The organism is Pseudomonas sp. LBUM1653 (genome assembly GCF_059716115.1).
This window is the reverse complement of record NZ_CP166803.1, coordinates 2,026,984-2,052,128: the sequence shown is the minus strand read 5'-3', so window position 1 is coordinate 2,052,128 and position 25,145 is coordinate 2,026,984. Positions and strand designations below refer to the sequence as shown.

19 protein-coding genes and 1 pseudogene are annotated in these 25,145 nt (G+C 52.9%); 13 read left to right on the top strand and 7 right to left on the bottom strand.

Features of this window, described 5'->3' with window-relative positions; genetic code table 11:
- Positions 1-325: 325 nt before the first annotated feature.
- The 6 genes from ACA054_RS09390 (at position 326) to ACA054_RS09365 (ending at position 7,721) form a co-directional block, all read left to right on the top strand.
- Positions 326-1,384 (top strand): IS110 family RNA-guided transposase, encoded by a 1,059-nt coding sequence (locus ACA054_RS09390; RefSeq protein WP_497690228.1) that lies wholly within the window; start codon positions 326-328, stop codon positions 1,382-1,384.
- Positions 1,385-2,970: 1,586 nt separating this feature from the next.
- Positions 2,971-3,762 carry a CPBP family intramembrane glutamic endopeptidase gene (locus ACA054_RS09385; RefSeq protein ID WP_497689135.1) on the top strand — a complete coding sequence of 264 codons (792 nt, stop codon included), beginning with the start codon at positions 2,971-2,973 and terminating at the stop codon, positions 3,760-3,762.
- Between the two features lie 243 nt (positions 3,763-4,005).
- Positions 4,006-4,797, top strand: a complete 792-nt coding sequence (locus ACA054_RS09380; RefSeq protein ID WP_497689134.1) for an ABC transporter permease — start codon at positions 4,006-4,008, stop codon at positions 4,795-4,797.
- 13 nt (positions 4,798-4,810) lie between these two features.
- On the top strand, positions 4,811-5,464 hold the full coding sequence (locus ACA054_RS09375) for an ABC transporter ATP-binding protein (protein ID WP_497689133.1): 654 nt from the start codon (positions 4,811-4,813) through the stop codon (positions 5,462-5,464).
- A gap of 48 nt (positions 5,465-5,512) precedes the next feature.
- A complete protein-coding gene (locus ACA054_RS09370) occupies positions 5,513-6,619 on the top strand; it encodes a KpsE/RkpR family capsule polysaccharide export protein (protein ID WP_497689132.1) in 1,107 nt (368 codons plus the stop codon).
- Between the two features lie 40 nt (positions 6,620-6,659).
- Positions 6,660-7,721 (top strand): polysaccharide biosynthesis/export family protein, encoded by a 1,062-nt coding sequence (locus ACA054_RS09365; protein ID WP_497689131.1) that lies wholly within the window; start codon positions 6,660-6,662, stop codon positions 7,719-7,721.
- A 197-nt stretch (positions 7,722-7,918) separates the two neighbouring features.
- Here ACA054_RS09365 and ACA054_RS09360 read toward each other — a convergent pair whose 3' ends face one another.
- The 3 genes from ACA054_RS09360 to ACA054_RS09350 all read right to left on the bottom strand — a co-directional run bounded on the left by ACA054_RS09360 (position 7,919) and on the right by ACA054_RS09350 (position 12,173).
- Positions 7,919-9,052, bottom strand: coding sequence for a hypothetical protein (locus tag ACA054_RS09360; protein ID WP_497689130.1), 1,134 nt, complete (start codon positions 9,050-9,052; stop codon positions 7,919-7,921).
- Positions 9,053-9,297: 245 nt separating this feature from the next.
- On the bottom strand, positions 9,298-10,404 hold the full coding sequence (locus ACA054_RS09355; RefSeq protein WP_497689129.1) for a right-handed parallel beta-helix repeat-containing protein: 1,107 nt from the start codon (positions 10,402-10,404) through the stop codon (positions 9,298-9,300).
- Between the two features lie 206 nt (positions 10,405-10,610).
- On the bottom strand, positions 10,611-12,173 hold the full coding sequence (locus ACA054_RS09350) for a glycosyltransferase (protein WP_497689128.1): 1,563 nt from the start codon (positions 12,171-12,173) through the stop codon (positions 10,611-10,613).
- Between the two features lie 704 nt (positions 12,174-12,877).
- On the opposite strand from ACA054_RS09350, the gene ACA054_RS09345 reads away from it, so the two are divergent.
- The 6 genes from ACA054_RS09345 to kdsB all read left to right on the top strand — a co-directional run bounded on the left by ACA054_RS09345 (position 12,878) and on the right by kdsB (position 20,069).
- On the top strand, positions 12,878-13,831 hold the full coding sequence (locus ACA054_RS09345) for a CatB-related O-acetyltransferase (RefSeq protein ID WP_497689127.1): 954 nt from the start codon (positions 12,878-12,880) through the stop codon (positions 13,829-13,831).
- Positions 13,832-14,025: 194 nt separating this feature from the next.
- The gene (locus ACA054_RS09340) at positions 14,026-14,421 is read left to right on the top strand and encodes an FAD synthase family protein (RefSeq protein WP_497689126.1); all 396 of its coding nucleotides are present in this window, start codon (positions 14,026-14,028) and stop codon (positions 14,419-14,421) included.
- Positions 14,414-15,544, top strand: a complete 1,131-nt coding sequence (locus ACA054_RS09335; RefSeq protein ID WP_497689125.1) for a CDP-glycerol glycerophosphotransferase family protein — start codon at positions 14,414-14,416, stop codon at positions 15,542-15,544. Before ACA054_RS09340 ends, ACA054_RS09335 begins: the two co-directional genes overlap by 8 nt.
- Positions 15,544-17,796 carry a capsular polysaccharide export protein, LipB/KpsS family gene (locus ACA054_RS09330; RefSeq protein ID WP_497689124.1) on the top strand — a complete coding sequence of 751 codons (2,253 nt, stop codon included), beginning with the start codon at positions 15,544-15,546 and terminating at the stop codon, positions 17,794-17,796. Before ACA054_RS09335 ends, ACA054_RS09330 begins: the two co-directional genes overlap by 1 nt.
- A gap of 112 nt (positions 17,797-17,908) precedes the next feature.
- Complete coding sequence (kdsA, locus tag ACA054_RS09325) at positions 17,909-18,751, top strand: 3-deoxy-8-phosphooctulonate synthase (protein WP_497689123.1); 843 nt, start codon at positions 17,909-17,911, stop codon at positions 18,749-18,751.
- Positions 18,752-18,782: 31 nt separating this feature from the next.
- Entirely contained in the window at positions 18,783-20,069 is a 1,287-nt protein-coding gene (gene kdsB, locus ACA054_RS09320) for a 3-deoxy-manno-octulosonate cytidylyltransferase (RefSeq protein WP_497689122.1), read from the top strand.
- Between the two features lie 102 nt (positions 20,070-20,171).
- Here the strand turns inward: kdsB and ACA054_RS09315 are convergent.
- The 3 genes and pseudogenes from ACA054_RS09315 to ACA054_RS09305 form a co-directional block, all read right to left on the bottom strand.
- Positions 20,172-20,318, bottom strand: a pseudogene (locus ACA054_RS09315) (transposase domain-containing protein); the annotation flags it as partial.
- A gap of 212 nt (positions 20,319-20,530) precedes the next feature.
- Positions 20,531-22,252, bottom strand: a complete 1,722-nt coding sequence (locus tag ACA054_RS09310) for a glycosyltransferase (protein WP_497689121.1) — start codon at positions 22,250-22,252, stop codon at positions 20,531-20,533.
- Positions 22,253-22,418: 166 nt separating this feature from the next.
- Positions 22,419-23,351, bottom strand: coding sequence for a KpsF/GutQ family sugar-phosphate isomerase (locus tag ACA054_RS09305; protein ID WP_497689120.1), 933 nt, complete (start codon positions 23,349-23,351; stop codon positions 22,419-22,421).
- 473 nt (positions 23,352-23,824) lie between these two features.
- Here ACA054_RS09305 and ACA054_RS09300 point away from each other — a divergent pair, with 473 nt between their 5' ends.
- Positions 23,825-24,676 carry a phosphotransferase family protein gene (locus tag ACA054_RS09300; protein WP_497689119.1) on the top strand — a complete coding sequence of 284 codons (852 nt, stop codon included), beginning with the start codon at positions 23,825-23,827 and terminating at the stop codon, positions 24,674-24,676.
- Positions 24,677-24,818: 142 nt separating this feature from the next.
- On the opposite strand, the gene ACA054_RS09295 is transcribed toward ACA054_RS09300, so the two are convergent.
- Positions 24,819-25,049 carry a DUF6124 family protein gene (locus ACA054_RS09295; RefSeq protein ID WP_497689118.1) on the bottom strand — a complete coding sequence of 77 codons (231 nt, stop codon included), beginning with the start codon at positions 25,047-25,049 and terminating at the stop codon, positions 24,819-24,821.
- Between the last annotated feature and the right edge of the window lie 96 nt (positions 25,050-25,145).

Genomic DNA, 25,145 nt, shown 5'->3' with positions numbered 1-25,145 from the left:
TGCCGGCGAAGGCGTCCTCACAGCCCACCGATCGCTCACGAATGTACCCGCCCAACTGTAGGAGCTGGCTTGCCAGCGATGACGGCCTGACAGCCAACCAATCACTCCCGGATGTACCCGACCCACTGTAGGAGCTGGCTTGCCAGCGATGACGGCCTGACAGCCAACCAATCACTCCCGGATGTACCCGACCCACTGTAATTGGATGGACTCGCCCCAGCCGAGGCGTCAATGCGCCACGATGGCAGTCTAAACAGCCAACGACAGCGAGGGCGAGTCCATGAAAAATCATAGTTCGATTGATCAATCCCTGTCTTCTTCCGATTTGTCGGCCTGCACAACTTTGGCGGTCGATCTGGCCAAGCAGGTCTTTCAGGTCGCCGGTGAAGATGTCCTTGGCCAAGTGCGCTACGAGCAGCGGATCAAGTCGCGTGAGGCGTTTTATGAGTTTCTCCAGCAGTTGCCGCCTCATGTCGTGATTTTGATGGAGACCGGTCCGGGTGCTCAAGCCTGGGCCCGGCAGCTGCAAGACAAAGGCAATCTGGCGCGGATTCTTCCAGCCGGTTTGGTGGCCACACACCGCAGCGGGCCTAAAAATGATCGCAACGATGCGCTGGCGATTCTGCGGGCGGGTCGCGATGAAAAAATCTGCGCGGTACCGGTCAAAAGCGTTGCGGCGCTGGCAATGCAAGCGCTGCATCGCGCCCGTCAGGGCTATGTGCGTCGACGCACAGCGGTAAGCAATCAGATGCGCGGCCTGCTGCTCGAGCACGGCGTGGCCTTGGCGCAGGGCGATGTTGCGATCAGTCAGAAAATTCCGCGGGTACTGGAAGATGCCACCCAGCCGGTGCCGGGCCTGCTGCGTGAACTGATCCACGAACTGTTGGCCGAGTGGCGCCATTTGGGCGAGCGCATCAGCGTGCTGACGGGACGCCTGGAAGTGGCCGCCAACGCCGACATGACGGCGAAGCGACTGATGACTGTGCGCGGCATCGGCCCAGTCACTGCCACGGCACTGGTGGCCAAGGAAAGCAAGCCTGAGCGATTTCCCAATGCCCGCAAGTTTGCCGCGTACTTTGGCATGGTACCTGACCAGCACAGTAGCGGGCAGACGGTCCGGCTGGGGGACATGACCAAGCGAGGTGATGTTTATTTACGCAGCCTGATGATCCAGGGAGCCCATGCGGTGCTGCAACAACTACGACCTGATTCCCAGCAACCCGATGACCGCCGCTTGTTGCGGTGGATGAGCCGACTGGGCCGTAAGGAGGCTGCGATCAGGCTAGCCAACCGCAACCTGCGAATCGTCTGGGTGCTTCTACAGAATGACCAGTCTTATCGTCGCCATGCTGGTGATGGTCAGCAAGCGACGATGAGCCACTGAGCGACAGAGTTCTGCCACCGAGGTACTGACTGTCTGACCCTTTGCTGAAAAAAATTGACCCCAGGTAAGACCGGCGTGGATTGATGCCTAAGCTCCTACTGGCCTTCGAGGCCTGACTGTAATCGGCATACCACGAGCTCTTCCAATTTTGGCCAGAGGCCGAAGACGGCTTCCACGAATAGGCCTAATACATAGATGCAACGGGGCGACAGTTTTTCAAAAGCGGGTAGACAGTGGGGGCGAGTCCATACATAGGAGCTGGCTTGCCAGCGATGACGGCCTTATATCCGACCAGTCGCTCGCAGATGCACTCGATCTACTGTAGGAGCGAGGCTTGCCCGCGAAGGCGGCCTGACAGCCAACCAATCACTCCCGGATGTACCCGACCCACTGTAGGAGCTGGCTTGCCAGCGATGACGGCCTGACAGCCAACCAATCACTCCCGGATGTACCCGACCCACTATGGGCGCTGGCTTGCCAGCGAAGACGGCCTGTCATCCAACCAGTCGCCCCCGGATGTACCCAATCCACTGTGGGAGCGAGCCTGCTCGCGAAGGCGGCCTAACAGCCAACCGGTCGCCCCCGGATGTACCCAATCCACTGTGGGAGCGAGCCTGCTCGCGAAGGCGGCCTAACAGCCAACCGGTCGCCCCCGGATGTACCCAATCCACTGTGGGAGCGAGCCTGCTTGCGAAGGCGGCCTAACAGCCAACCGGTCGCCCCCGGATGTACCCAATCCACTGTGGGAGCGAGCCTGCTCGCGAAGGCGGCCTAACAGCCAACCTATTATTTGTTGACGGAGTACATATCCATTCCTGCGGCAACGGCCACCTAGGGTTTCGCTTTTACAGCGAGTCACTTGGAAGAGCCCCAAGTAACCAAGGGCTCTTGCCCCTGGCGTTCGGTGCCTCGCTGTGGCTCGGCATACCGTCGCTCCGGTCCTGCTCCGTGGGCCCGCCGCGATGGGCCATCCTTGGCCCAGCGCGGCTAACCCGGCATCCATGCCGGGTTGCCCACTGCGCAGAACCTCCACTCGGCCTCACGAGGGGGCAAGAAAATCAAAAGCCAAAGCCAAATCAAAAGCAAAAGCGAGGCGGCCTACTGGCCGGCCTGATTCTGGATGTATGTGGTCGTCTGTAGGGGCCAGTGATGCGGCCCCTAACTTTCTGAGGGGAATATCTCTACACACAAAATGCCGTATTTGCGGGGGACCACATCCCTGTGCTCAGTGTTCGCGCTATTGAAAGGACTGGTACTTCGTCAATCCACGACTAGTACTCGGTGTCGCCTTCGATTTTGAAATGTTGAACCCAACCTTGTATCGATGTAGCAAGAACCATCAGCGGTACCAGCATCAACAATGTCACGGTAATCATGGGCCAAGTAGTCATGTGCGTTCCCTGATTCAGGATAATCCGCCAGCTCGCCTTCCAAGTGAATGTCAGGCACCTATAAACATAGTCACAGCCACAGTTCTACACATGCCATGTTAAGGAAAAAAGTCTGGGCCTTTCTTGCTGGCTCACGGGTAAATCTGCCTAAATGCATCACTAAAGGTAGTTCCACCAGTCAATCAGGATGACCCCATGCTCGTACTGCCCTGGCCGTACCTGACATTAGTCTCTGCCGGTTATGTTCTCGCTCTCACCTACGGTTACCTGACCGCCCAGGCGATCATTGCAATCATCCTGCTGCTACTCGCCGGATCCGCCGTCAGGCAACAACGCTTTCGCTATGGCCCCTACCTCGGCCATGCCCTTTTCATCCTCCTGGCACTCGCCTTGGCCCTCCATTGGTGGCCCGGATTTCACAACGCCAGGATGATCGACCAGGAACGCTTCACCGAGAACGCCGTGCCCTTCTCGATGTACCTCAATCTGGATAAACCGCTGATAGGTTTCTGGCTGTTGCTGGTATGCCCATGGATCATCGGCCGCCACTCGTTGACGCAAGCATTAAAGGCAGGCGCCCTGACACTGAGCCTGACGGCACTTGTCACGTTGGGGGGAGCATGGCTGCTGGGGGTTGTCGAGTGGTCACCGAAATGGCCGCCGCAAGCGTGGCTGTGGATAAACAACAACCTGCTGCTAGTAACACTGGTAGAAGAAGCGCTATTTCGCGGTTACCTGCAAGGCGGCTTGAGCCGACGCTTCAAACATCTGGATGACGGCGAACATCTTGCCTTGCTGATTGCTTCTTTATTATTCGGGTTGGCCCATTGGGGGGCCGGTTGGGAATGGGTAATGCTGGCAACCTTGGCAGGCGTTGGCTATGGGCTGGCTTATCGATTCGGCGGATTGGCAGCCGCCATCGCCACCCACTTCGGTTTGAATCTGCTGCATTTCGGATTGTTTAGCTATCCGATGCTGGCCGGTTGAGCCACAATGCACCAGCCATTTGCAACGCTTGACCAAACAGTCAAACACCTGCAAAACGCCCTGAATGCTGGCACCTACAGCCGATCATCAGCAGGGAACTAAGCGGCTTGACTCCTGTCAGGCACAGCGTTTAACCTCCCGCCCCACGAATGGAAGCGATCTGTCCTACATCGACAGATAGTCCTCTGAAAATGAATTCAAGCAACGCGTTTACCGCGCTGTTGTGCTGTGCGGTAAACCATCTTGAAGCCTCGTTCCTCTCTGCAAATCAAAAAATCGGTCATCTTTGCCCTGGTGTTGCGCGAAGCGCGTGCGCGTATAGGCGCGAGCCGTTTGGGCGCGGTGTGGACGCTACTGGAACCGATAGCTCATCTTTTAGTCTTGAGCGTTCTGTTTGCGCTGGTGCGCGGTAGATCGGTGGCCGGCCTCGAATTTCCCGTCTTCGTTCTGGTTGGACTTGCACCTTTCCTGCTCTTTCGCAACACGGCGTTGCGCTTGATGGACAGCCCCAAAGAAAACCGCTCGCTGTTCGCCTACAAGCAAATCAAACCCCTCGACACCTTCATCGCCCGGGTTCTGGTGGAATTCAGCATCTCCGCCCTGGTCTACGCCATCCTGGTGTTCGGCTTCGCCTGGTATGGCTTCGACATGTCGGTCAAGGCACCTATCCAATGGGTACTGACTATCCTGCTTGGCCTGCTGTTTGCCTTTGGCTTGGGTATGCTGCTGGCGTTGATTGCTCATGCGATTCCCGGCAGCAAGATATTCATCCGCATGATGTTCTTCCCACTGTATTTCATTTCCGGCGTTCTGTTACCCGCGGCCTACCTGCCGCACGCCATGCTGCCACTGCTATTGCTCAACCCGTTCCTGCACTTGCTGGAACTGATCCGCGCCGAGATCTTCCCTTACTACGTGCCGGTCGATGGCGTCTCTCTTGAGTACGTAATCGCTGTCACCCTGGTTTTGCTGTTCGTATCGCTCGGCACTTACCGGGTTCGTCGACTGCATTTGATCTCCACCAAGAACGGCTAACCGCAGGCTTACCGTGTTCGAGCTCAGAAATATCACCAAGTCGTACCTGACCCCCAAAGGGCGTCGCCATGTGTTTCGTGACCTGTCACTGAAGATCCCCGCCGAAAAAAACATCGGCCTGATCGGCCGTAATGGCGCGGGCAAATCGACCCTGGTTCGCCTGTTGGGCGGCGCCGATGTGCCGGACTCCGGCACCATTGCCACCAACAAAAGCATTTCCTGGCCCGTCGGTTTGTCCGGTGGCTTTCAGGGCAGCATGACCGGCCGCGAAAACATCAAGTTCGTCAGCCGTGTCTACGGTGCGGTCGGCGATGCCATGCGTGCAAAGGTCGCCTACGTCGAAGACTTTGCCGAGATCGGCAGCTGGATCGACGAACCGGTCAAGACCTACTCCTCCGGCATGCGTTCGCGTTTGGCGTTCGGCCTGAGCATGGCCTTTGACTTCGACTACTACCTGATCGACGAAGTGATGTCGGTGGGTGACGCGCATTTCAAACGCAAGTGCGCCAACGTCTTCGAAGAGCGCCTGCAGAAATCCAAGGTCGTACTGGTTTCACACAACATGAATGAAATTCAGAAGCTCTGCGACGTCGTGCTGCTGGTGCGCGATGGCGGGGTGCAGATCTATGACGATGTCGCCGAAGGCATCAAGGCCTACAACACCTGATCGCCCTGACCGTGGCGTGATTGTTTTATTTCAAGGATGCGTGTGCATATGAGCAGTACGGGTAAATTCAAGGGCTGGCGCCTGACACTGGGGCTGATCGTGGTACCAATGGTACTGGCCATCGTCTACTACAGCTTTTTTGCCGTGGACCGCTATGTCAGCTCCGCGCAAGTGGTGGTGCGCCAGGACAGCAACAACCCTGCCGCCCAAATGCCGGGCCTGAGCATGCTGATCAGCGGTGCCAATCCGGCCTCCCGCGAAGAAACCCTGTACCTGCGCGAGTACATCGTGTCGATGGACATGATGCAACTGCTGGAAGACCGCCTGCACTGGGTCGAGCAATATAGCAAGCAACGCAACGACCCGTTTTTCTGGCTGAGCGCCGACACTGAGCGCGAAGACCTGCTCAAGTACTACCAGCGCATGGTCACCGCGCACTATGACGAAACCACCGGTCTGCTCAAGGTTGAAGTACAAGCCTTCAGTCCGGAACTTGCCGAGCAAATGGTCCAGGTCATTCTGGAAGCCAGCGAGCACTTCGTGAACGAAGTCTCCCACAGCATCGCCCGCGAGCAGATGCGCTTCTCCCAAGGCGAACTGGAAGGCGCGAAAGCGAACTACACCCAACGCAAGGAAGAGCTGCTGAGCTTCCAGAACCGCAACAAGGTACTGGACGGTAAAAGCTCGGCCCAAGGTCGCGCCAGCATCATCGACACCCTGGAAGGCGAGCACTCCAAAGAACGCGCCGTACTCACCCAGATGCTCTACAAACTTCGCGCCGACTCACCGCAGGTCAAGCAGCAGCAACAACGCGTGAGCGCCATTCGCGAACAGCTGAATGCTGAAAAACGCCTGCTGGTATCCGCACCCGATGGCGACCAACTCAACGTTGTGGCCTCGAGCTTCCAGCAATTGACCCTGGACGCCGGCATCGCTGAAGAAACCTACAAGACTGCCGTCGCCGCACTCGACAACGCCCGTATCGAAGCCAGCAAGAAGATTCGCACCCTGGTCACCGTGGTCAGCCCGAACACGCCACAGATGGCCATCTACCCAGAGCGCCTCTACAACCTGGCAACCATCTTCCTGGCACTGTTGTTGCTTTACGGCGTCACCCGCTTCCTAATTGCATCGATCGAGGATCATCGTGATTAAATCCATTACTGGCCTGCCCCTTCGCCCCCTGAACGTGAGCATGCGAAACAGCGCTGTAGCGGGTTTGATCCTGGCGGCCCTGACCTTGGCAGGCTGCGGCGGCACTTTGTCCGGCGCCGGTCCCTACAAGGGCGATATCGAAAGCAAAAACCAGCCGTACAACCTGGTTGAGATCAACGCCAACACCATCGCCCCGTACATGCGTGGCGCAGTACGCCCGGTGCAATCGACCATCGCCAAGCCCGTCGCCCCCTCGGCGCGACTGATGGCCGGTGACACCCTCAGTGTGCTGATCACCGACAACGCACCGGAAGGCTCGGCGCTGTTTGCCCCGCTGTCCGCTGGTGGCACCCAGCTCAAGACTCGCATCGACGACCAGGGAATGATCTCCCTGCCCTACGTCGGCCGCCAGTTCGTCGCCGGCATGACGCTCAACGAAGTTGAGAACATGATCCGCAGACAGCTGAAAGGCGTGACCACCGACGTGCAGACCCACGTTGAACTGGTTGGTGACCTGTCGGGCTCGGTACTGGTAGCAGGCGCGGTCAAATCCCCTGGCCGCTTTAGCACCCTGCAAGGACCGCTGACCCTGCTGGACGCTGTCAACCAGGCAGGCGGTCCGGTGATGGAGCCACATCTGGTCAACGTCACCGTGCGTACTGGCAGTCAGGTTCAGCAGTTCAACTATGAAGATGTACTGGCTGGCAACAACATGGTGTTGCGTCCGAACTCGGAAGTGGTGCTAGACCGCGCACGTCAGCGGTTTGTCGCAATGGGTGCTGTTGCCGAGCCGGGCTTGAAGGACATGCCTGCGCAAAATACAAGCTTGCTGGATGCCCTGAGCAGCGTAGGTGGACTGAAAGAAGGTAGCGCAAACCCGGAAGGCGTCTTTGTATTCCGCATGGGAACTGACGGCAATCCAAAGCCGACAGTCATGCGACTGGATATGCGTGATCCGGCAGCTATTTTTTATGCTCGTCAGATTATGATCAAGCCGGACGATACGATCTATGTAACCAACGCCGCTGTGTACGAGTGGCAAAAAGTTATTAGTCCGATTGTTCAAACGATGTTGCTGGGCCGCGCCACTGGCATTCAGTGATATGGAAGACATGACCCGAATTACGAGCCAATCAAAAAGTAAAGTTTTGGGAGGTTGAAGGTAATACCGTTATCAGGTTCGTCCTGCACGCCAGTGCGTGCAGGACCACCCTCCCGCTCAAATGCCGAAGAACAGCTACTAAAAGCAGAATCCCGGCACTCGACATGTAACTCAGCGGAAGAGCGCCTGAGGATCGATCAAGCTGCCAATTTGGCCATGCGCTTGGAAATCTTCTCCTCATCCCCACCGCACTCAAGCGAATCGGCGAGATATTTGATAGCCAACTGAATATTGCCTTCCAGCATATAAATATCAGAAAGCATCATCAAAACAATGTGCGCCTTTGGATTTGATTTTAAGTAAGTCATGAAATGCATCTTTGCATACGCATGACGTTTGTTGAGCATAAGCGCACGCCCCAGACGATAACGAGCCCCTAGATAATGTGGTGCAGAACCAACAGAAATCAGCAACGGCGCCTGGGATTCAGCATATCTCTTGTCCTCCAATAGACTCGTACCCAATAAATAATTGGAGTACTCGTGTCGCGGATCCAACTCAATTGCTCGAACTGCCGCCTGCTCAACCCCCTTCCAATCCTTGTCACGAAATGCCAAGAACATTTTGTACACTGCATTTACAAGCTCGGCATTACCAACCGACTCACCAGCCTCAATGATTTCAGGAAGCGGTTCACCACTAGCCCACGTACTCACAAATTCGGACAGGCCATAGTACTCCTTGATAAAAGGCGCCCCACCATGACCCACTCCGGTTAATGTAATGGTCTTGACGTTAGCCAAGTCGTGAACATGCGCCGCAGACAAGAGATCAAGAGAGTCGCACTCGCCTGCAATTTGTAGAATCTTAGCCTTTGAGGATCCGATCAACGGGCGCAGATCTGGAAACGCGACAGGAATATCTTTAGGCATCCGCTTCTGACTGCGACTGCCTAGAATTTTTAATTTTGTATCGTATCCGAACGCAAGAACATTGGCGTCAAGGGCAGCACCATAAAGCACCGCACCATACCCACCCATGCTTACGCCGACGAAATACACTTCATCAACGTTCAAATAGCGCACGAGTGCTTTAAGTTTTTCTACCGTACCATCATGACTATCACCAAAGCCGGGGATACCCTGCTGATACCACTCATTGCGTCCATTATTTAAAAACAACAAGTGAGAGGACTGAGCGTTCCCCACATTCCAGAAATCAAACTTGCCATCGGTTTTGTCGGTACCCGCCAAAAAGACCATGAGCCGTTTGGAATCAGCACATTCAACAATCTTAAAATGCTTACCTTCCATTGCAGAAAATTCGTGCATGACAACAAACCTATTATTAGAAAAAAATGGCACGGGGAAAATAGACTAGATCCGGGATAAAATCAACATCGCGCACACAACGGACTGGTGCTCCACAAACAAATGCGACACATAGCATTCTGCGAACACCAGCCCCATCGTAAAAACCGTGCACTACCGAGAAAGCTTATGCCAGCCAACCCCGAAAATCTCTACAGTGGAAGCCAAATGAATGCTCCACTATTCATACCCAAAACTGACAGAATTCAACGAACACAGTTAGACAGTGTATTATCCTTAACCGTATTACCTTGAGTCTTGCGTCCATCAGGCTTATTTACACTTTGATATGGCTCAAAAACCTGCCGCCGGCTAGCACTGTCAATTCTATTCTGAACGATTGTATTATTATCCCCCTCAACACGTACTGCAGTCACAGTATTACAAAACTCATTCCTCTCAACAACATTGTTATTGGCATGATCCGCAAAGAAGCGACCACTTTCATCTACAGAGGGATCACCACACCCCCACTTACTCAAATCCTTGCTTTGTCGCGACGCAATCCACACCCCCACCGGCTCATCCCTGAAAATATTATCCTGGACAATATTAAAGTCACTTGACTGCCAACGGAGCGCCGATTTGCCGGATAAAAAATTTTCTCCACAATTCTTATAAATAAAAACCCCACCACCTGCATTACTAATAAAATTATTACCTTTAACAGTATTATGCGCGGACGAATCAATGGCCAACCCTTCACGACGCCCATCCACACCATTATTTCGAATCGTATTATTCATGATCTGAATGCGTTGAGTTCCCTGCTCCAAATATACTCCCACCTTTCCAGAGCCTTCTACTGTCGAATTACTTAACACCGAGTCCGTCACGTAGCTGTCAAAATACACACCACCGCGACCACTTCCCAACACAGTAACATCATCAATCAGAATTTTTTTCGGCGCCAGTTTATAGTTTGCATCTTTATCCGCAGAAAAATCCTTGATTCGGAGCCCTGACGTTATATTGATCCCACGATTTTTAAAGTTCTGGATTCGACAGTTCTCTACTGTCACATTTTCAATGAGCTTTTTTTTGCCATCGATCTGAATTCCGACTGCCCGCTTACCTTCACCCTCAAGCGTCGCACCATTACAATCCAGATGCGTATTGCTTTCAACGATCCGAACAGTTTGAAAATAAGTGCATGCGGCATTCAACTTTACGTTACCTCTAACCTCCCCCTGAAGCGGCAACACACAGGCTCCATCATCCGCCGCGGTCGATACCAAAGGAAAAACAGCCAACAAAAAAAATACGCCAGGCACACACGAGAAAAACCGGAAATTACTCTTCACCTTCAACATACCCCATCCCTTCCAATTGCTTCCAATATCTTACCGACCACCTGGCTACATCAAGGTTCCAGCCAATATCTGGAGCGCGGCTGGCCGCGGAAAATATCACCAACCAACCATACACTCCACTCGCACCCGCAAGAATCAGGTAGCGTCTCGCGACCTGACAGCCGGCCAAAAAACTACTCTCCCCACCTTCACATCAAACCCTACAATTAAACCAACACGAACTTCAGCGCTTTACTTGCAATCACTCCACGAAAAGGAACTCCATCCCTCATAAGTCGAAACCTGTACCTGCCTTTTTCCTCATCGAGAACCATTCCATCGACCTCGTACAATCCCAATGGCAAACGAACAACCTTACCGAGAAACTCTCTATCGTCTGCAACCTCTACTACAAAAGCGCTTCTAGCCGACAGGTAAGATCCTGCACCTTCATCATCAGCGACCTTGGGCAAATAAATCCAACCGACCTTGCTCGAAACCAGATTCTCCAAAATTCGACCATCCGGGACCGAACACTCCAATCGACCGGTATGACTGGAAATTAAATCGTCGAATAATGACAACCAAAGCCCTGTTATCGCACCACTCGCGAATCTTTTAGCGCTCTCACGCCCTTTTTTACCCATATCCGAAACGAGACTTTTATCACTCAGCAACAGCGCAACCTTATCGACGAACTCATCTTCAGAGTCAACGATAAAGCCATCCTCACCATCTGTTACAATCTCCTGCGGCCCATAGTTAGTCCTCGTTGAAACAAGTGGCGCTCCATATCCCAACGACTCTGCAAAACTAATTCCAAACCCTTCGGTTACCGACATACCCAAGCTGACACTGGCACGCCTGAAAACCTCAGACACATCCGTCGCAAACCCCATCAACTTTATGGAGTCCTGCATACCCAGTCCGAAAATGAAGTCCTTGATACTGTCTTCCTGCTCCCCCGTCCCCCAAATTTCCAATCGAGCATTCGGGTTTCGCGCAATGACCCTGGAAAAAGCTTTCACCATTGTCTTGATCCGCTTCACACCATGCAGGCGCGAAACTACAACGGCGAGGTTTTCATCTCGAGAAACCTGCACTGTCGCAGGATCGATCGTCACCAGGTTACCAATTACCGTATATCGACCAGCGGGAAACCGCTCGCGAACATCCCGCAACTGACCCTGGGTTAAAACCACCAATCGATCACAATGCTCAATCCCCCTGATAACCCCTTCATACTTGGGTGCTATGGGCGCCCCGACGTTGTGAGGCTTGAGCAAGTGATTGCTATGCATCATCAAAATCCGATAGATCTCCCTCCCTTCAACCCGGCAAACAGTATCAGCAGCTCCTATAGAGTCAGCCACCAAAAAACTCGGTAAACACTCAAGCGACAGGCACTTTAACCAATAAGCATGCACTGACTCCAAAGAGTTGAATTTAAGCGACCGCTCACCCGGAAAATATAATATGACCATCACCACATCGCTTTTATTTTGGAAAAACTCCTCCATAAAAACGAAACCTGTGCTCGTCACGTATCGATTTACACCCAGTTGAAAACCATTGATATGATCAACACGCTTCCTGACCAGAACATTCAGATGCTCAACTGTGGACTGATTGAAATCCACAACACCCCTCATCAAGCAGTTGGCCCTGTGCGCAAACCATCGGTAAAAATGCAAAACTCCCAGGTTCTTGCTTACTCTTGACTGACGAACAAGATTGGCAAATGTCTGATCAAGTTTTTCATCAAACTCCAACACTGCAATACGAGCCATTAGACCTGAATCCGCCAGCGCCGCGGTTCTCGCCAACGAAACCCGGGTAACCCCACCGCCTTGCTCCGCCAACTCGTATAAAACTGATATTACTTGCCTCATAGCAAAGATCGCTCCCGGAGGTTCTAGCCAACACTAAGCAAGTGTTGTTTTATAATGCAATTGTTGCATGAGCACACACAAATACCCAACAGGATATGCTCTCGCCTCCAATCTACAAGCACCCAACGCGCCTGCGGCGATATCAAATCGCCATCTACTTTCGCGAGAGGAGCGAACCGCGGGCTAGACCCTCCGGCGCTCTCGACCCTGCAATGTGAAACCGGCATTTGAAACCCGTATTTGAATTTTGACGTCAATAATCCATTAATCCCTGCATAGGGCATCCCCCCCCGAGCACAGAGAGACTAAAAACCGAAAAAACATCGAAAAACGAGCAAAAATCACTAAAGCCCGTGCCTGCGCTGTTGATGAAGTCAAAAATTGACGTCAAATATTTTCACTGAAATGATCGTGCAAGGTAAGAATCAATACTTAATTGCAGCTAAATTATCAATCTGACTGCTTGACACATTTTTGACACATAGATAAAATCGTCGATTTCATTGATACCGCATTGAAAAATGCGTGAACAGCATAAATCTGTCGATTTATGCTGCTTGGATTTTAGTGATTGCATAATGACATCATGGAGCGCAGTAATCTTGGACGACACATTAATATCGAAACTCGCGAGCGTTTCTAAAGAAGCTGTCTTGATTGGCCCTGTAAAGTTGTATGGCGCAGTCACTGTCAATGCCAAAGCGCAGATCGGCAAATATACATACCTAGGACGCGATGGTTATGTAGGTAGAGGCGCTATTATTGGCAACTATTGCTCCATTGCACGCAACGCGGAAATCAGCCCAATCAATCATCCGACGGATTACTTGAGCTGCCATCCTTTCCAATACAACGCAAATCATTTTACTGATGTTGAAGGATATCAAACTCATCAACGAGTTAAAGGTCCTACTTCCGACCCAGCGGTGATAGGTCACGATGTCTGGATTGGCGCAGGCGCGATGATTTGCCAAGGAGTTACAGTGGGCACCGGCGCAGTGATCGCCGGAGGTGCCGTGGTTACAAAGGACGTCCCCCCTTACGCTATCGTTGGTGGCATTCCTGCTCAAATCATTCGCTACAGATTTGACGACGAAACAATTGAACGGCTGCTGGCCAGCCAATGGTGGGAACTCGAGCCGCAGGATATGACAGGCGTTGATTTCGCAGACGTCTCTGAAGCGCTTGACAAGATCAATGCCATCAAACTGCACATGGGACTGAAAAATCGCACAGCGTTGTCCGGCACGGTTACCAACGCAGCAAGCGGCACCAGCTCCGGCATCGTGTGGTTTGCCACGCCTACCGCTCATGCAGACATGAATGCTTTGGATCGCTTCACATCCATTGAAGTAGTCGCTCATGAGCCAGGTCCAGACGACAAATCTCCACTCGTGGCACCAGGTATTTATCCGATTCAAAGCACCTCGTTCGATGCCAAGCGTGGCTGGTACCGACTGATATTCATGGTCGATGGCGAACCTTACAAAGGTAAGCTTTTCAAGAAAAAATTCAGCTTCAAGCTCGGTACAACTCAACCTCGGGCAAATGCCTAACTGGGCGCGCACTTATAGCCGACTGTAAAGCCCACTCGTACTAGGTGGGCTTTATGGTTAGAGCCGGCGTCAAACCAGAGAATCGGCGCCCAACAAATCTAACGCAGCGCACACCCGCAGTTCTTTTCCGGGTCTGAACTGGAACCCATACTCGACTTTCATACAGCGCAAGCGTTTAACAATAGGGATATTTCATGAGAACCATCATCACCTTCGGCACCTTCGACGTCCTTCACATCGGCCACGTCAAAATCCTGCAACGTGCCCGCGCCCAGGGTGACAGGCTGGTGGTAGGTGTCTCGTCCGATGCGCTGAACTTCTCGAAAAAGCAACGTAACCCGGTTTACCCGGAAACCGAACGTCGCGACATCATCGCGTCTCTTGCCTGCGTTGACGAAGTATTCATTGAGGAATCGCTTGAACTCAAAGGTCAATATATTCAGGAGTTCGGTGCCCACGCACTGGTAATGGGTAACGACTGGGAAGGCCGTTTTGATGAGTTCAAGTCATTGTGCGAAGTCATTTATCTACCTCGCACCGAAGGCATTTCCACTACACAACTGATTGCAGAGATCAAAAAGTATGGGTAAGACACCCAGGATAGGTTTTGTTGGATGGAACCCTTTTCAGTTCCTCCATATACAAAAGTTAGCCAGCACTTTTCCTGGCGCCTGCTTCGTGATTGAAAAGCGCCAGGACTTCATTTCCGAGTTCAGCGATGACATCCTAAAGAATCCCGGCACCCCGATCATGGTGTGGGACCGCGCGCAAATGGCCAATCTTGATGGGGTCTTCGACATCATCGTGTGCCAGACACCCTTCTCTCGCATTGAGACTTTCGAAAAGTCGAAAATAGCCATGATCCAATATGGTTATGCCAAGGAACCTCATAATTATGGTCCATGGCGTGCTTTTGCAGACCTGTGCCTGACTTATGGCCCTTACGCTTCGGAAAGAATCGACTACTTCAGCCCGACCGCTTCCGTTGGAAATCCGCGTTACGATGACTGGCACTCCGATGCTTTTCACGAGGCAGCCAAAAGCAAGCATGCCGCCAAATTGAACCCGAATCGCAAAACGGTACTGTATCTGCCGACCTGGGGTGATCTATCCAGCGTCGATCAGTATGTGAACGCGATTTACGATCTGGCGGAAAACTTCAACGTTCTGATGAAAATGCACCACAACACAGAGCTTCTTGAAAGTGCTCGCAAAGATAAAATGGACATGGGCGCAATTTGTCACTTTGGTGCGAACGATGACCTGCTGGAGCTACTGTCCATAAGCGACGTGGTTATCTCGGATTACAGCGGCGCCATCTTTGATGCCATGTACTGCAGAAAGCCCATCGCACTGCTCGATACAGACTTGGCCGAGCAGATGGGTGGCAAGAAAATTGACGAGTACAGCCTGGAATATTCTCGACGCAGCGAACTGGGCTTGTCGATTAAAACTCCAGAAGCCCTGGCTGATGGAATCGCCGAACTGTCTGAGAATTCGCAAAAATATGTCGACTTGTATGAACCCCTGCGAAGCTCTCTGTTTACCGACACCAAAGACTCGTTGAGCCTGGCCCATGAAGCGCTGGTAAAGCTCTGGAAAGGGGAATTTGTGCCGAACCAGCCTCAGTCCTACGTACGAAAAGAATTGAAAGAGTATTACAAAACGAAGCGTCAGCTGGCAATTGCCAAGAAAAAGCAGAGCGTAAAATAATGCTATCCATCCAGCGACACATCATTGTAAAAGCGATTTTTCTGCTTTCTAAATTTGGTGCACATCGCGCAAGCCTGGCTTGTACAGATAGACTGCTACGGTTGAATGTATCACTAGGTCAGCTGCGCCAAGCCGTTAGTGCCGCCAATGCCCATAACAACCTTGAGTCAGCACTACGCTACTCAAATTACGCAATTGAAAAATACCCATCAAATTCCTTCGGCTACATAGAGACGGCCAAGATCCTTGCTGCGCGAGGCGCCAAGGAGGAAGCCGTTGAGACACTGCTACGAGCCCCATCCTGCAGTCAAGTGTCGGAAGTCCTGGCGCTTTATCGACCAGCCAAATCCCAACAACAAAAAACGACACTCGCCAAGCCAAAGGCCAAATCCCTGGTATCAAGCAGCGAGCTTGAGCAGGCTTTTCTGATGGCGGGTAACGACGCTTCCTGGCTTAACATTATCGTTGAACAGGCACATCAGGCGATCAAAACCGATCCGAGCAATCTGACGAACTTCAACATCCTGGCACGCGTATACAGTCAGCTGGATCAGCACCATAAAGTCATTGAGACCATCAATTCGTTCCCGACAGAAGTTTCATCAAGGCTGAACTACCGCCTGATGCTGTCAAAAGCTTACCAGACGACTCGCAACCAGGAGGCTGCGCTCGACGTTCTGCTGGCAGCACAAGTTGACTTTCCATCCGAGCGCAAACTGCTCATGCGGATCAGTGACATGTTGCGCGATGATGCTCAGGTTGCCAGAGCCTACTCTTATCTTTGTGCGGCTCAGGCTTGCTACCCTGTATTTGGCTCAGTCAAGCGCCTGTCCTTTGAGATTGATAATGCGCTGTACAATGACGCGCGCAACACCTTATTGCATATCTTGAACTTTCCGCGTGAGACGCTGATGAAGTTCATGCCAATGATCAATCGCGCGACGCCGTTCTTCCCGGACTTGCATGAGAAGACTCAAACCGCACGCAATCAGGCACGTGAACTTATCGCATCCGAAAAGGGTAAAAAAGGCATCAATCCGGACGATCAAGTCAAGGTCGCCGTGAAGTGTCGCTGGCTTCACGAAGCGCAGCAAATCATCAACCGGAGCAGAACCGGTACTCAACCTGTATCGGAAGATAACCAGCGCTGGTTGGAAACCGTTATTCGCAACCTTGGTAAAGCCCGCGCATTAGTAGAAGTCGCCAGCGCCAATGAGATTTCATCTCACCTTTGCGGATTGCGTAATGGAGCGATCGTAGACATCGACCTAGATCATGTCGATCTTTCTAAAACCGTGGAGGTTTTCATCCCTACGGTATTTTTTGCTGCACCCAATGAAGAAAAACCCAGCTATGCCACCGTTCGCGAGTTTCTTTCGAACGTGTACAGCTATTTGATGGATCGTAGCGATCTGATACTGGTGCCTAGACATCAATGGAACTGGAGGAACTGCGACCCACGAATTCCAGGTGCACGCGTCGTCAGTTACCACACCAATGCCCCACTGAACAGTAATCACCTGCACATCCAGGAAGTCCCTTTGGCTGGCCGCTGCAGCATGGATCACCAAGGTTTTGCAGGGTATTCCTCGCTTGCTACAATCCACGAGCCCATTGAACGCTCTAGCGAAAATTTCTCCTGCGAAGCATTAACGGAGAACGAACGCGAACTGCGTGATACTTACATTCATAACAATATCTCCAAGTATTCGCAAAAAGCCGAACGTACTACATTCCAGGATGACTACGTCTTCGTCGCGCTGCAAATACCAACTGACACTGTAGCTGCCCTGGCAGAAATTACCGGTATCGAATTGGTCCGCACTGTTGCAGAGCACTACTTCGGCAGCTCGACAAAAGTTCGGGTCAAGCGTCACCCTTACTGCAACAGCATGTCCGTGCAAAAAACACTGGATTCGCTTACCGCCTCCGGCGCTATCGAGATGTCCGATGCCTCGGTACATGACCTGATCGCCGGTGCAAAAGCAGTGTTTACGGTGAACTCCGGTGTGGGTCTGGAAGCATTACTGCATGGTCGACCTGTGATTGTGACGGGCGAGTGCGACTATTCGTATGCAGTTCACGCTTATCCGCGCACTGTTACCGAACTTCAAACTCGCCTCAATGAAGCGTTTGTTTTTGATCAACGACGCACACAGAAACTTCTGCATTACTACGTAAATTCGTATTCGATGGCAGCAAATGACAATGTCGCAATTCAAAACAGACTCGCGACATGGCTCAATGAATAACGACACTCAACACGTAACTGGATAAGAAAAGCGGATGATGCCGCTACGCACCTATCGCGCTGCGGCATCGACACTACGCCCTTTTCATTATTTACAAAGAGGACTTGTAGACATGATTAAAATCACTCCCAACATTGAATGCTCTAACACCAAACCTTTCGTCCTCTTTGGCGGCGTCAATGTCCTCGAATCCTTGGACCTCGCCCTGACCGCCTGCGCCGAATACGTGCGTGTGACCGAAAAGCTGGGCATTCCGTACGTGTTCAAGGCCAGCTTCGACAAAGCCAATCGCTCTTCCATCCACTCCTATCGTGGCCCTGGCATGGAAGAAGGCCTGCGTATTTTCGAAGCTGTAAAGGCTGAATTCGGCGTACCGGTGATTACCGATGTCCACGAAATTTATCAGTGCGCACCTGTCGCCGAAGTGGTCGACGTTTTGCAACTGCCTGCATTCCTGGCCCGCCAGACCGACCTGGTAATGGCCTTGGCCAAGACCGGCAAGCCAGTAAACATCAAGAAGCCACAATTCCTGAGCCCATCACAAGTGCAGAACATCGTGCACAAGTTCAAGGAAGCCGGTAACGACCAACTGATTCTGTGCGACCGCGGCACATGCCTGGGTTACGACAACCTGGTAGTGGACATGCTGGGCTTCGGCGTGATGAAGCGTACCTGCGCGAACCTGCCGATCATTTTCGACGTAACCCACGCCCTGCAACAACGCGATCCATCGGGCGCTGCATCGGGTGGTCGCCGTGAGCAGGTCGTTGAATTGGCCCGTGCCGGCATGGGCGTTGGACTGGCCGGCCTGTTCCTGGAAGCTCACCCGAACCCGGATCAAGCCAAGTGCGACGGTCCAAGCGCCCTGCCGCTAGATCAACTGGAGCCGTTCCTGGCGCAGATCAAGGCACTGGATGACCTGGTCAAGTCGTTCCCGCCATTGAACATTGCCTGAAGCCAAGTCTGTTGAAACAAGGATTTTGAACATGGCAAGTACAGAACAACGGGTCGCGATTGTCATTCCGGCCCGCTATGGCTCGACTCGCCTGCCGGGCAAGCCGCTAGCTGATATTGCCGGCAAGCCAATGGTGCAGCACGTCTACGAACGTGCCCTGCAAGTTGCCAATGCTCATGTGGTGGTGATCGCCACTGACGACGAACGCGTTGCTAAAGCAGTGCGGGCGTTCGGCGGTGAATGCGTCATGACCTCGCCGGATCACCCATCCGGCACCGACCGCCTGGCCGAAGTCATGGCGCAGATCGATGCGGACATATACATCAACCTGCAAGGTGATGAGCCGCTGGTGCGTCCAGCGGACATTGAGGCGCTGGCTGCAGGCATGCTCGCCGATGCGAACGTGAAGGTTGGCACTTTGTGCCACGCGATCGAAGCGCACGAAGCTGGCAACCCCAACACCGTGAAAGTGGTGCTGGCCAACAACGGTAACGCGTTGTACTTCAGCCGATCGCCGATCCCTTACCCACGGGACGGCGAAGTCGCTCACTACCTCAAGCATGTCGGTGTCTACGGCTATCGTCGCGATGTCCTGGCCGACTACAGCAGCCTGCCACAGCCGATGCTGGAGCACGCCGAGAAACTGGAGCAACTGAGGCTGATGGCCGCGGGTTACTGCATTCGGGCGTATCAGGTCGAACCGACCGGCCCGGGAGTGGATACCCCGGAGTGCTTGGAGCAGGTGCGGGCGCTGATGAGCGGCCAGGCCCCTACCCCACGGCCGACCCTCAACGACATTCGCCTGGTCATCACCGATGTAGATGGCGTGCTCACCGACGGCGGCATCTATTACGACGCCACCGGCGAATGCCTGAAGCGCTTCCATGTGCGTGATGGCATGGGCATGCGGCTGCTGGAAGAAAATGGTGTGCGGGTGGCGGTGTTATCGGGGCGTGATTCGGCAACGCTGCGCAAGCGCGTGGCTGACCTGGGCATTACCCTTTGCCAGTTCGGCGTGAAGGACAAGCAGGCGGCCTGCAACCAGTTGATGGCCGAAGCCGGTGTCAGCGCCGCGCAAACGGCGTGCATCGGTGACGACTGCATCGATCTGCCGGCCTTCGCGGCGTGTGCCCTGTCGTTTGCCGTGGCGGATGCGCCGGTGTATGTGAAAGCGGCGGCCACCCATGTATTGAATGCAGCGGGCGGTACCGGTGCGTTCCGTGAAGTGGCGGACAGTATTCTGTTTGCTCAGGGCAAGGATGCGGTACTGGGCACTGCGGCTGGTTATGCGCAGGTGATGGCGAAGATGGCGCAGTAAGCCGACGAGTCATTCATAGCAGAGATACGGGTAAGCGCTCCATATACCCACCTAGTCAAAAGCGTGTCTCGCATTTAGCTGTAGGGTCGAAGGCTTGCAGTTCTATGGCAACAGGGCTTCGTAATCCTCGACCGAGGATGCATGTGACAGGCGCTCCAGTGCGTGGCGCAGCCACGCACAAGGCCATTGGCCGTTGGTTTTGGCAGTCTCGACCAGGCTGTAAAGTTGAGCATTTGCCGTCGCGCCTTGGGCGTATTGCCGCCGGTTTGCGCCCACATCCAGGACTGGTTACTCGGCTCTCGGCTAGACTCTTTCAACACTTGCACTCGCTCACAAAAATCGACTATGAACTGCGCGACCTGTCTAAGTTATACCCAGTCCTTGTTCAGGTTGCCTGTCGAATGCATACAATCAGAACTCCCATGCAATACTTTGAAGATTGTCAGATTTCGCTAGCTAGCCTAGGACAGCAATCGAAACTCGATTGAACCGTTTGGTACAATTCCTTGATAAACATTCTTACCCTGAGAAAATTTCAACAGAACCCCGCCTTCCCTATCCCTTTCCAGCAGTTTGATCGAATACAACCCAGGCTCAACAAGACAGGCCACTCCGTTGAGCATGCGCTTACGGTTCACCCGAATGATTTCTATTCTTCTGAAATCATCAAGTTTCTCACTAGTAGGTGTAGTGAAAAGAATATTTCCTCCAATGCTGGATCGCGAGTTTTTCAGAATTCTTGAGCGTTTGGCTTTATAGCCTTGCCAAGATGGATCGGTAAGATTTTTTACTAAAGCTACCCACAGATCGCCTATCGAATCAGCATTATGGGCCTCTGCAGTTTTCAAACTACCTGAAGCCAAGTCGTTGAGGAGAGTGTCATCATTGGCCAACTGAGTTATACGATCAGCCATCTGCTGTTCATTCTCGACCAAATACCCGTTTAAACCATTCTTAACGATTTCGACTGGACCGTAATTCGAAGCAAGCGCAATAACTGGGCATCCACAGGACATAGACTCCAAAATGCTTAGGCCAAAACCTTCAGAAACCGAAGCAGAAAGTGAGGCACGAGCACCGAAAAATTTTTCAGAAACAGGATTCGCATAACCCTCAAGTTTCACATAACCCGACAAATCCAACTTGACTATCAATCGTTCGAGAGCTTCCAGCTGGCTCCCATGGCCCCAAATCTCCAATCGTAGCTCTGAGTCAACATCAACAGCAATTCGAAATGCACGAATTACCATTGCAACATTTTTTACGGACTCTAGCCGAGAAACGACTACAAACGTTTTGTTTGATCTATCGATCGACCTGCTTGGAGACGCATCTACCGAATTCGGGATTACGTACAAGTTTTTTACGGAGGGGAATTGCTTTGAAACATCATTCGCCTGCGCAGCGGTAAGCAGCACTACAGCATCCGCGGACCGTGAACTACTAATAATTCCTCTGCTGAGAGGCTTTACATCACTTCCAAAGTTATAAGGCCGGGCCAGATGATTACCATGCAAAGTGAGTATCTTTCTAGCTTTCCTTGCCGAGACACTCGCTACAACACCGCTTTTCGTGGATGAATCTGCAATTAATATACTTGTCTTGCCGAAGTTAGAGACCTCATTCAACCAATGAGTACAAGCGTCATCTCTTGTCCCAAAAACCAAAACCTCCCTGCCGGGAACCTCCAATTGAAAACTAACAACATGGCCGTCTGTACCAACGAACTCTCTTGCGAAAACCCGACCATTGACATCCGAATACTCAGTCGACCTAAACTCTGTCAAGCCTACATATCGGGACTGCCGATTCAAAATATCATTATCAATACCAACATAATAATCTTTGATAAGAAGCTTCTTCCCGGCAGATGCAGAAAGTATCGCGTAATAGATAAAGAAATTCAGGACCCCGACACCACTACCTAAGCGAGCATCGGCCCGAAGAGTAGCGATGGATTCAAATATAATCGGATCGTAATCAAGCGTTGCAATAAGGGATCGAAGGTCGCGACCGGAAAGCGTATGAGCTCTGGCCATCGCTACTCGGGTAACGCCACCTGATTGTGCAGACAATTTATTCAGAACCGATACGATCTGAATTTTTTTTGACGGCTTCCCAGCCTTCTTTGAAAATAAACCAAACACAAAATTCTTCCATGATAAAAAATGCGTAAAACGCATTAGTAACGCGCCACAACTACAACTGTTACCACTCACCGGCAGAACCAGAAAAGTTAGCGGCGTGAAACCCGAAAAGATTGTCCGAGATCACTGGACCAGTTCAAGCCAGCTCCTACAAGGATCGTGTGGGATCGCAGGAGCTGGCGGAGCATGGAGGTTGGCGGTATCAATCGAAGATTTCGACGACGCCTACGACAGCGTTGTTGCTGTTGGTGACGGCCAGGGCACGGATCTTGTTGTCGAGCATGTAGGTTTCCGCTTCGGACAGCTGCGCATCATCCTTGATGGTGTGCGGGTTGGCGGTCATGAAGTGGGCAACGGTGGTGTGAATCACGCCTTCGTTTTCCAGCAATGCGCGACGCAGGTCGCCGTCGGTGACGATACCGACCAAGACGTCCTCTTCCATTACCACGGTCAGGCCCATGCGGCTTTGAGTCATCACTAGCAGGCAGTCGTGGAAGCTGGTGGCCGGGGTGACGATCGGTGCCGGCGAGTGCATGACGTCGCTGACGCGGGTCAGCAACTTGCGACCCAGGCTGCCACCGGGGTGGTAGCGGGCGAAGTCCATCGGCTTGAATTGAATGGCTTCGATCAAGGCTACCGCCAGGGCATCGCCCATGGCCATGGTCGCCAGGGTGGAGGTGGTCGGTGCCAGGTTGTTGGGGCACACTTCTCGTTCGACGGAGATGTCCAGCCAGATATCCGCGTGCTTGGCCAGGGTCGACTTTCCGTTGCCGGTCATGGCGATGATTTTGTTGCCGAAGGATTTCAGGCTCGGAATCAGCTTGATCAGTTCCTCTGTCTCGCCGCTGTAGCTGATCAGGATCAGCACATCGATTGGCTTGAGCATACCAAGGTCGCCGTGGAAGGCCTCAGCCGGATGCAGGAAGAAACTTGGAGTGCCAGTCGAGGCGAACGTCGCGACCATCTTTTGCCCGATCAGACCCGATTTGCCCATGCCGCACACGACGGTCCGACCTTTGCAGCCGAGGATCAGTTCGACTGCACGTTGGAATTCGCCATCCAGGCGTTCGGCCAGCTGACTGATTGCTTGCGCCTGGGCATAGAGCGCTTCTTTGGCAATTGGTAGGTGATTCATGGGGACCTTATCGCTCCTTGATTTTGAAGGCGCGTATGGTAACGGCTCAATGGCAGCGAGGGAACGGAGAAGTCCTCCCGTCTGTAGGAAATTTCCTAAACCACATTAAACAAGTCATTGAGTGCCACGTGGATGGCAATCAGTGGACGGAATCCGTACTATCGCGCCCCTTCTGGTCAACTGTTACGGAAAGTGGGTAAGGATCGAGACGCCCTCACTGGTGTGTCAGGCAGAAAATGGATGGTTGCTTACAGTTGGAACGCATGGGTACCGAATCGAACGACACAACACTTGCCAGCAGCAGGAATGCCTTCTGGCTAAGTCGCTCAACGCTGGAAAAACGCTTGAGCTTTTTCCTGCCAGGGTATCGGGCTGACGGGTTCAGCATCGTCACCAATGATCTCGCGTCCAATGCCTCGTTCGTCAATTACGTGCGTCATCACCGGCTGACGGACCTCGCTACCGGCGCCACAGTGGACGTGATCGAAAAGTCGATTCGAAAAACTCTCTTTATCACCAGCCTGGAGTCACGTTTCTATCGGGAACGCGACGTGCTGAGCGAAAGTGTTTACTTCAAGCACCCACCTTGCCTGGGCGTGATTGAAACGCCTTGGGAAAGCTTGATTTTTACTGGGTACGTACAAGGCCGTCCGCCACGCATGTCGTCTATCGCAAAGACCGTGGCGCCGGGCATTGCCGAGATCGAGGCACTTTCCAGCCGTCATCTGGGCCTCGCTATCTGGTGGCAGGCTCCCAAGTTTTGGACCATGGATTTTTTTCGGCCTTGGTATCTGCTGCGGTCGCGCTTCAATTACGAGCGCTATTTGCACTCCCTTGAAGAACTGGCCCGAGACGACGACCGTTTTGCCGACCTACCCCGCCGACTTCGCGCGTTGCGGCCGATGTTGCGCCGTGAGGCCAATGGAGCAAAAAAGAGTCAGCGCTGTTTTTGCCACATGGATTACTTGCGCAAGAATTTTTTCCTGTCGCCCCAAGGTTTGCAAATGATCGACTGGAGCGAGTTCAAGGTCGGGCGTATCGGATTTGACGGCGGTTCCTACCTGAGCGCGGTGTTCAGGCGCAGCGACATGGATCGCTTTATGGCAGCGCGCGACGAGTTCCTCGCGACCTATCTGGAAAAGTTGGACCCTCGGTTCGACCGACAACAGGTATTGCGCAATCTGAATTATTTTTTCCTGCAGAATTCCCTCTGGCACTTCCTGCGACCCAAGACCATTGCCGATCATCAGCGACGGGGCAAGCTGGATCTGTTGCATGAGAAGTATGAGTACTTGTTGGCGCTGCCGTTGATTTCGGGCCGTTAGGCGAGTCGACACGGACGTTCGTTGTTCAATATGAGGACGCCTTCGCTGGCAAGCCAGCTCCAAGGGGCTGATTTGACGCGAAGGCGTCTTCACGCCTGGGCTTCCTGTCAGTTCAAGAACGCTGGTTCCGAGAGGGACCCGATCACTCTTGCGGATCGAGATTATCCAGCGCGCGATTCACCGCCATATCGGCCAGCATGATCACTTGCTGGATTCCCAACAGCATGCTGCGCTGCGGTCCGTCGACAAATGTCGCGAAATCACTGGCCATGACACTTGCGGACTTCAGCGATTCACAGGCGTGGGCAAGCAATGTCTCGGTGTCGATTCCTGGGGCGATGAGAAACATGGTGCCTGAGGAGGATTTGGGCATGTTGAAGCTCCATCTATTGGTGATGTTATTGAGCCGTTTTCGCACCGGGGTTCCATGCCCGGCCGCTGATTTGGCAGCGGCGGATAAAGGCTAGAG